Consider the following 7,904-nt stretch of genomic DNA (forward strand, 5'->3'; position numbering starts at 1 on the left):
ACGGTACAAAGAGGGTCGGCTGACAGTTTGCTCTTCGAGCGTAACATCTCATGCATAGGCCCGTCAGACCGGTCACCCCCATTATACCTTAGGCGTTAGTAACGGCACAGGGTGTATCCCCTGTAACTATGATTTAGTATATCGCAAGCATAGGGAGTGTAGCCACATTCCCGGCAAACGGCTTCCCGTTTGTATTTTGGGGAAGTCCCCAAACCCCTGAATGAATGGAGGTGAGAAAGTGGCAAACCGAAAACGGAAGTTTGTGCTGCGCGTTCCGGTGACGCCGGAGGAACGGGCGCTGATCCAGCAGAAGATGGCCCAGCTTGGCACAAAGAACTTTTCTGCCTACGCCCGGAAAATGCTGATCGACGGCTATATCGTCCATATCGACACCGGCCCCGTCCGGGCGCAGACCGCAGAACTGCAAAAGATCGGCGTCAACATCAACCAGATTGCAAGGCGTATCAACAGTACCGGGACTGTGTACGCGCAGGACTTGGAGGACATCAAGGGGGCGCTGGCACAGATATGGCAGTTACAAAGATCCATCCTATCAAGTCAACGCTGAAAAAGGCGCTGGACTACATCGAGAACCCGGACAAGACCGATGAAAAGCTGTTCGTTTCTTCCTATGGCTGTTCCTATGAAACGGCGGATATTGAATTTCAAATGCTGTTAGATCAGGCGTACCAAAAGGGCAACAATCTGGCCCACCACCTGATACAAGCCTTTGAACCGGGGGAAACCACGGCGGAGCAGGCCCATGAGATCGGGCGGCAGCTTGCCGATGAAGTGCTGCAAGGCAAGTACCCCTATGTGATTACCACCCACATTGACAAGGGCCACCTGCATAACCACATCATTTTCTGCGCCGTGGATATGGCGAACCAGCGCAAGTACATTTCCAACCGCCAGAGCTACGCCTTTATCCGGCGCACCAGCGACCGGCTGTGCAAGGAACACGGCCTGTCTGTGGTAAAGCCCGGCAAGGACAAGGGCAAGACCTACGCCGAGTGGGACGCACAGAAAAAGGGCAAGAGCTGGAAAGCAAAACTGAAACTTGCCATCGACGCGGCCATTCCGCAGGCCAAAGACTTTGACGGCTTTTTGCGGCTCATGGAGGCGCAGGGCTATGAAGTCAAACAGGGCAAGTTTATTTCATTCCGCGCTCCCGGACAGGAACGCTTCACCCGCTGCAAGACCTTGGGGGAGGATTACACCGAGGAACGGATCACCCAGCGAATCAAGGGCATTGCCATTGACCGGGGGCCACGCAGAAGAAGCGCCGGGGAAATCTCCCTGCGGATCGCCTTGGAGGACAGTATCAAGGCCCAGCAGTCGGCGGGCTATGCGCGATGGGCGAAGCTGCACAACTTGAAGCAGGCCGCCAATTCCTTAAACTTCATCACAGAACACCAGATCGACAGCTACGAGGGCTTGGAAAGCAGGCTGGCCGAGATCAGCGCGGCAAACGACGCGGCAGGCTCCGCCCTGAAAGACGCAGAACGCCGCCTTGGGGATATGGCGCTGCTGATAAAAAACCTCTCCGCCTACAAGCAGCTCCGGCCTGTGGCGCTGGAACTGAAAAACGCCAAAGACAAGGCCGCGTTCCGGCGGCAGCATGAAAGCCAACTGATTTTGTATGAGGCGGCGGCAAAGGCGCTCAAAGAGGCCGGGGTCACAAAGCTCCCCAACCTGTACGCCCTCAAAACCGAGTATCAAAAACTGGACGCAGAACGGGAACGGCTGTCCGCACAGTACAGCGAAGCGAAACAGAAATTGAAAGAATACGGCATTGTCAAACAGAATGTAGACAGCATTTTACGGACAGCGCCGGGAAAGGAGCATACGCAGGAACGATGAACATACCGAGAATGAGTTACCCCCAATACCGCAAGGCCCGCAGGCTCACCCATGAGTGCTGCAACTACTGTAACGGAAACTGCCTCCTGCTGGACGATGGGGAGGAATGTGTCTGTGTGCAGAGTATTTCCTATTCGCTGCTGTGTCGGTGGTTCAAGGTGGCCGTCCTGCCGCTGGACGCGGCCCTGTGCGCCGAGATCACCAAAGGCCGGGACGAGATCAAACGCTGCGCCGTTTGCGGGGCGGCGTTTACGCCCAACTCCAACCGGGCCAAATACTGCCCGGATTGTGCGGTGCAGGTGCGCCGGAAGAAAGAGGCGGAACGCCAGCGGAAAAGATACCTCCTGTCTACGCATTTAGGGCGGTAAAAGTCCACGGAAATCAAGGGTTTTTCTGCATGGTCGGCAGGCAGGTGGATAAAGTTATCCTGTTCTCCCGAAAACAGGGTTCTAAATGCGGGAAAATGGACAAAAAAGAAGCGCCGGGACAAAGACAGCTTTTTAGGTCTTTGTCCCGGCTGAATGATTTTGGCATGGACACTGATTTTGTGCAATGCTATAATTGAGTAAATTTGAATTGAGGTGTACTTATGCTTTATTATAGAACTCTGGAATTAAACCAAATAGAAGATTTTTGGAAGTTATTAAACACTTTGGACGCTGAAACAGATTATATGATGTATGAACCAAATGAGAGAACCCAGACCACAAATGTTCAAGAATTAAAAAATGATATTGAAAATAATGTGATTTGTGGAAGTGATTTTTTACAAGTGGCAATGGAAAATCAAAAAATGGTTGGCTATATTCGGGCAGAACGGGGAAAGTTTAATCGGATTCTTCATACAGCATATATTGTAGTAGGCATTTTGAAAGATTATAGAGGTAAAGGAATCGGTACATCTTTTTTTGAAATGCTGAATTGTTGGGCAAAGGAAAATGGAATTAAGAGACTGGAACTTACTGTTGAATGTTGCAATGAAACAGCAAGACACTTGTATGAAAAAAGTGGTTTTAAGATTGAGGGAACAAGGGAGAAATCCATGTTCGTCAACGGCTCCTTTGTTGATGAATTTTATATGGCAAAAATTTTGTGAAAAAGAAATGCCGGACGCAGAGGCTTTGACACCTCCGCGCCCGGCATTTTGCTTATTCGTCTGTGAAGTGGAACCGCTGCACCGCAAAGTCGGCGTCGCTCATGGTGTCCAGCTTATCGGCGGTCTGGCAGGCCAGCGCCGCCATTTCCTTGTCCATGTCCGGCAGTGCTGCCCGGAGATTCGCCGCCGTCCTGCGGCGGTCGGCATTGTGGTACAGACAGATCAGGTTTTCTTCTTCCACGGTGAAATACATTCCTCATACCTCCATTTCTTTTGATTTTTCCCGCGCCGGGGGCCTCTTTTTCTGTTCCTCCTTGGCGGCGGCAAGCTGCGCCCGGATGGACGGTTTCTTTTGTTTCTGCGTCGTCTTTCGGGTCTGCTTGGGCTTTTTGGCCTCCGCCTTGGCTGCCTCGGCCACATCCAAAAGGGAAATCTGTTCCCCGGCTTTTGCCCTTGCTTCCAGTTCCTCCATAGACGGGGCATTGTTCATCATGCCGTCGATCATGTTGTAGTTCTGCTCGGTGGACATTTCCGCCGTCTTGATATGGCTTTCTGGCTGGGCGGGGATGGCAAAGGCCCTTGTGCCGTTTGCCATAATCAGATACCTGCCGTCCTCCGACTGGTGGTGGAATCCATACCCGGCGGCCTCCATCTGCTCCCGGCTCCTGTCGGTCAGATAGAAACGGCCCCTTGGCGTCTGGATTTGTTCTCCGGTCATGCACTCGTCCGGCGTAAGCTGCTTTTCCGGCTGAGCGAAAAACTCCGGCACCTGCCGGTAGTCGGCTCCCTCGTCCACATAATAGGCGGTCTGTTTTCCATCCTGCCGGAACACTACAATATCCCCCATAGAGAGGGAATGTCCCCTGTAATCGGCGGGATGTTCCATGTTGAAGCGGCGGTAAATCTCATCCAGTGTGGTGTCTTTGTCCAGCGGCGCGGTGTAGACAAGCTGGTAATTCTTCCTGTCCACCGAAAGTCCGTCTGTCTGCAATTCCTCATAGGAACGGTAGCGGAAGTCGCGCCCCTCCGGGCCGGGCGGCACTTGGTAGATGGAAAAGTTGGGCTGCGCTGGTGCTTCATAATCAGAGGCAACATATTCCTCCACCGTCAGCCCGGCAGCGGCGGCCTCCTGTTCCAACTCTGCCTCGATCTGTTTTTTGTAGTCCTGCAAGCTCTGGTCGAAGTCGGCAAGCTGCGGCGGTTCCGGCAAGTGGTACTGTCCCTGATTGAGAAGCGGGCGGCACTCCTTTACATAGTCCAAAACCGCGTTGAAATAAGCGGTCTGTTCCGGCGTCAGGGTTTCCCCGGATCGCAGGGGACGCCGGGCCTCCTGCTCCATAGCGGACAGATTGCAATGCAGCTCCATATACGGGACAAACTCATTCAGCAGCATATCCCGCTGGGCCTTGTCCGCCTCCCATGCCTCCGGCCCCTCATGGTGCAGCACATGGTTTTTCCAGCTTTCATCCTGTGCGTAGTATTCGTGGTAGGCCCGGATATGCTGGATCAGGGAACCGTCCCCGTCGCCAAAGTCCTGCCGTCCCTCGTAGCTGTCCGGCTGGCCCTGCATGGTAAAGTCTATGCGGAACTTGGTCTTGTCGTACCAATGGCCTGTATAGCCCGGCTGCTCCCGTTCATGGCGTCTGGTGCTGTCCAGCTCTTTGAAAACGGCCTCGGCTTCATGCAGCGGCATTTGCTGGCCGTCTTTTAGATGGGGGCTTTCGCTCCAAAGGATTGTGACAACCGGCTCCGCTGCCGGATTCTGCGCGATCTGCCGCTGGGCGTTGGCAACGGCAATCTCACTTTCGATCTCGCTTTTCACAAAGGAATCCATCTGGCCCTTTTGCAACTCATAGCCCTGTTTGCACAGGCGGTTAATAAGCCCGATCACCTTGTCGGTATCACTCACAGCCTCGGCATAAGACATAATCAACTGCCGTTCCTCGCTGCCCAGACGCGGGGCGTTTTTCTCTGCCAGCTCGATCAGGGCGGCGGCCCGGTCAGCCGGGGACGCCTCCGGCATGAACAGCTTTCCATTCAAAAGGCCGTCAATCCCATTCCATGCCTGCGGCTGGGGAATGGCTTCTGCCTGTTCCAGCGTTCCATCCCCGGCAATAGTAAAGCCCTGCGCCTGCGCCGCCTCCTTGGTTCCCTGCGACACTTCGCCGGTGGATTTCAAATCTGCGTCAATGAGGGTTTGCAGCATGGCTTTTACGCTGGCGGTCATTTCCTGCTGTTGCTCCGGGGGCAGCTTGGAAAATACGCTGTCCGGGTCTGGCTGCTCGGCGGCCTGTTCCAGCGGCGCAGCCTGCGGCTGCTTCTGCTGGGCCTGCCGTTCTTTCTGAAGCTGGGCAAGGTGGCCGTCAATGGTGGTAATCAGTTCATGGGCGGTGGCCCGGATGGTTTCAAGGGAGGCTTTCAGCTCTTTCAAGTCCTTGCCGGAACTCCAACCGGCCACATAGCCAAAGGAATAATCGGAGGTGTCCAGCCCGTAGTGCTGGCAGACGGCATAGGCCACGCTTTCGGCCTGCACCTCGCGGGTGCGGCTGTCGGGACGGTCGGCCTGCTCTATGGCCGGGGCTTCCGGGTCGATGGCGTGGAGCTTGGAGTGGGCGATCTCGTGGATGGCCGTCTTTAGGGTCTGTAATTCGCTCATGCCCTCCTGAATGGCGATTCGCTTTTCCGTCAGGTGGTAGTAGCCGTGGGAACCGCCCGGAATGTCCTCAAAACCAATGGGAACCGGGGAGGTTTGTTCCAGCGCCTTGAAAAATTCCCCGTAGCGTTCCACGCTGCCGGTCAGTTCTTCCACGCCGATCGAGGGCAGCGGTTCCCCCTCGGTCTGGCTCACATCAAAAACGGAAACGATCTTAAAGGCCGGAACCTGTATTTCCTGTACTTCGGTAACAGGCTTCCCGTCCTTTCCCATCACCGGCCTGCCCTGTGCGTCCAGCTTTTGCACTTCCTTTTTCGCCTTGAACGGGGCCGGGGCCAGTATCTTGATGGCCTTTTCGCCTTTCTTTACATTGCGGTGAAAATCGTCCCGCCACTTGTTGTAGCCCGCCACAAGCTGTCCGCCCTGCATGGCGATCAGGAGGGTGTTGTTGAAGCTGTAACTGTGGAACTTGGACATGGTGGTGAGATACGCTTTGTAGCGCTCACTCTCGAAAAGCTCCTGTATGCCGGTTTCCAGACGGTCGGTGATCTCTTTCATGCGCTCGGCGCTGTTCTGGCCGTTTAAGAGAATGGGGGTGACGGACTGCGGGGTCTTTGCGGGGGCTGCCGCCTCCGGCTGCACCTTGCTTTCCTCCCGCAGAATTTCCGGCGCGGGATAGGTCATCACCCGGTATTGTTCAGGCACTGGCCGCCCCTCATGGACGCGCTGCCATTCGTCGCTGGTTCGCAGGATATAGCCGTAATCGGTAAAGGTTCCCTGTTCCTCGCTGGCGATAAAGCTCCCCGGCCGTTCGGTGTCAATGGCCGGTTTCCACGGGTCGGGGACAACAAACAGCCCGGAATCATTCAGGTAATATTCCCCCAGACTGCGGTTGTCCTTGGCGTTGATTAAGACAAAACAATCGGTGTTTTCGGCGTAGTCCAAAAGCTGCCCGATGGTCTGTATTTTCTCCGGGGACTGCATGGCGGCGTTCAGTTCCGCAAGCTCCACGGCGTCCAGCTTTTGAAGCTGGGCGGCAAGGAAGTTCAGTTCGTCCACGCTGGCAGCTTTTATCAAATCCTCCGGCAGTTCCAGCGGTTTTCCCTCCGGGGCGGAAAAGCCGCCAATGAACAAGTCCTGCTGGTTGTCGGCAGTGATATGGATTTCCTTTAGGGCTTCCTGCACCTGTTCGGCGGTAGTCGGCAGGGAAAGCCAGTACCCATGCGGCCCGCCGTTCTGCGCCTCGGCGCGGTTATCAAGAAAAATGGAAAATACTTCGTTCACGGGTTCCCTCCTTTCCGGGGTGGCTGCGGTCTGCGGCGGCTGTGCGGCGTTCTCCTGTGCGGGAAGTTCGGCGGCTTTTGCCGGTTCCTCTCCCTCGATGGTGTAACCGGGGAGCAGACAGCCGTTGACCTTAAAGCAGTCGGCGTATTTCTTTGGGATGGCCGGGGAAATTTCGGTAAAGTAATGGTCGTGGGCTTTGATCCGGCCATTTAAGTATCTGTCCAGTTCTTCCCGGCTGGCAAAGACTTTCCGATCCTGTCCGGCGATCTTTTCCATCGGATTTCCGTGGGGCGCGTTGGTATAAAGGCCCCAGCGGAGCGTCCACGAGTAGGGGACGGATGTTTGGGCGGCGCTATCATACCGGGTGTTCTCGGAAATGGAGTAACTCATCTGGTAAACCATGTTGCTGCGGATATGGCGGTATTCGTCCGGGGCCTCCCACTGGTTTGCGGTGTGGGTGACGGGAAGCGTCCGGGCATATTCAAGGGCTTTGTCCAAAAACAGAGTTTTTCCGGCCTGTTCCTCCCATGCGGCGGCCTGTTCTTTCAGGCGGTCAAACACTTCCTGTTCTGCTGCGGCGCTTTCCGCCCGCAGGGAAAGAAGCTCCGCAAGGGGCAGCTTTACCATTTCGGAAAGATCAGCCTTGCCGCTTTCAAAGTAAATCCGGCGCTCGATCCGCATGGTGCTGGCCGGTTCTAAATTGTCATGGTCGTAAGAGCTGTAAGACATTTGGGGTTCACATCCTTTCTGTGGTGGTAATCTGATACAAGGGGTTTGGGGCTTCCCCAAAGAGAAAATCCCCGGCCCGGCAGGTGCGCCGGGTCAGGGATTTTGCCGGGAGTGTGGCTACACTCCCTATGCTTGCGATATACTAAATCATGGTTACAGGGGATACACCCTGTGCCGTTACTAACGCCTAAGGTATAATGGGGGTGACCGGTCTGACGGGCCTATGCATGAGATGTTACGCTCGAAGAGCAAACTGTCAGCCGACCCTCTTTGTACCGT

The 7,904-nt window shown here is 55.1% G+C and carries 6 protein-coding genes; 4 read left to right on the forward strand and 2 right to left on the reverse strand.

The window, feature by feature from the left end; all coding sequences use genetic code 11:
* Window positions 1–238 precede the first annotated feature (238 nt).
* The 4 genes from FYJ39_RS19875 (at window position 239) to FYJ39_RS19895 (ending at window position 2,959) form a co-directional block, all read left to right on the forward strand.
* Window positions 239–568, forward strand: coding sequence for a plasmid mobilization protein (locus FYJ39_RS19875; RefSeq protein ID WP_002566656.1), 330 nt, complete (start codon window positions 239–241; stop codon window positions 566–568).
* Window positions 529–1,863 (forward strand): relaxase/mobilization nuclease domain-containing protein, encoded by a 1,335-nt coding sequence (locus FYJ39_RS19880; RefSeq protein ID WP_154474061.1) that lies wholly within the window; start codon window positions 529–531, stop codon window positions 1,861–1,863. Before FYJ39_RS19875 ends, FYJ39_RS19880 begins: the two co-directional genes overlap by 40 nt.
* Window positions 1,860–2,231, forward strand: a complete 372-nt coding sequence (locus FYJ39_RS19885; RefSeq protein WP_008689659.1) for a cysteine-rich VLP domain-containing protein — start codon at window positions 1,860–1,862, stop codon at window positions 2,229–2,231. Before FYJ39_RS19880 ends, FYJ39_RS19885 begins: the two co-directional genes overlap by 4 nt.
* A gap of 221 nt (window positions 2,232–2,452) precedes the next feature.
* The gene (locus tag FYJ39_RS19895) at window positions 2,453–2,959 is read left to right on the forward strand and encodes a GNAT family N-acetyltransferase (RefSeq protein WP_004070792.1); all 507 of its coding nucleotides are present in this window, start codon (window positions 2,453–2,455) and stop codon (window positions 2,957–2,959) included.
* 52 nt (window positions 2,960–3,011) lie between these two features.
* Here FYJ39_RS19895 and FYJ39_RS19900 read toward each other — a convergent pair whose 3' ends face one another.
* Window positions 3,012–3,212: a transposon-transfer assisting family protein gene (locus FYJ39_RS19900; protein ID WP_154474063.1), complete on the reverse strand. Its 201-nt coding sequence runs from the start codon at window positions 3,210–3,212 to the stop codon at window positions 3,012–3,014.
* A 3-nt stretch (window positions 3,213–3,215) separates the two neighbouring features.
* Window positions 3,216–7,625 (reverse strand): LPD25 domain-containing protein, encoded by a 4,410-nt coding sequence (locus FYJ39_RS19905; protein WP_154474064.1) that lies wholly within the window; start codon window positions 7,623–7,625, stop codon window positions 3,216–3,218.
* Window positions 7,626–7,904 lie beyond the last annotated feature (279 nt).

Source organism: Clostridium porci, assembly GCF_009696375.1.
GTDB lineage: Bacteria > Bacillota > Clostridia > Lachnospirales > Lachnospiraceae > Enterocloster > Enterocloster porci.